1 pseudogene is annotated in these 333 nt (G+C 52.6%); it reads right to left on the bottom strand.

The features are described from left to right. Window positions 1-333: pseudogene (locus tag ACSZO1_RS22770) on the bottom strand (IS3 family transposase); the annotation flags it as partial.

Raw genomic sequence — 333 nt, forward strand, 5'->3', positions numbered from 1 at the left:
CTCCAGCCAGAACTGTTTGATCTGTCCCGTCAGTCTCAGATCTACCTGGTGGCGCTGAGAATACGGTTGCTTAAACCAGGCGTAAAAGCCACTGGGATGAACATCCAGCACCCTGCAGAGCAGACGAACAGGCCAGCAACGGGAGTTGTCACGAATAAAGGCGTACCTCAGTCGGACAGCTTTGCGAAGTACGCCGCGGCTTTTTTTAATATGTCCCGTTCGTCAGTAACCCGCTTCAACTCCTTCTGGAGTCGGCGGATCTCGGCCTGAGCATCTGACTGTTCTTTATTAGTGGATGAGTCCGGACCGTACTTCTTTATCCAGGCGTAAAGG

This window comes from Erwinia sp. V71 (assembly GCF_965644245.1).
GTDB lineage: Bacteria > Pseudomonadota > Gammaproteobacteria > Enterobacterales > Enterobacteriaceae > Erwinia.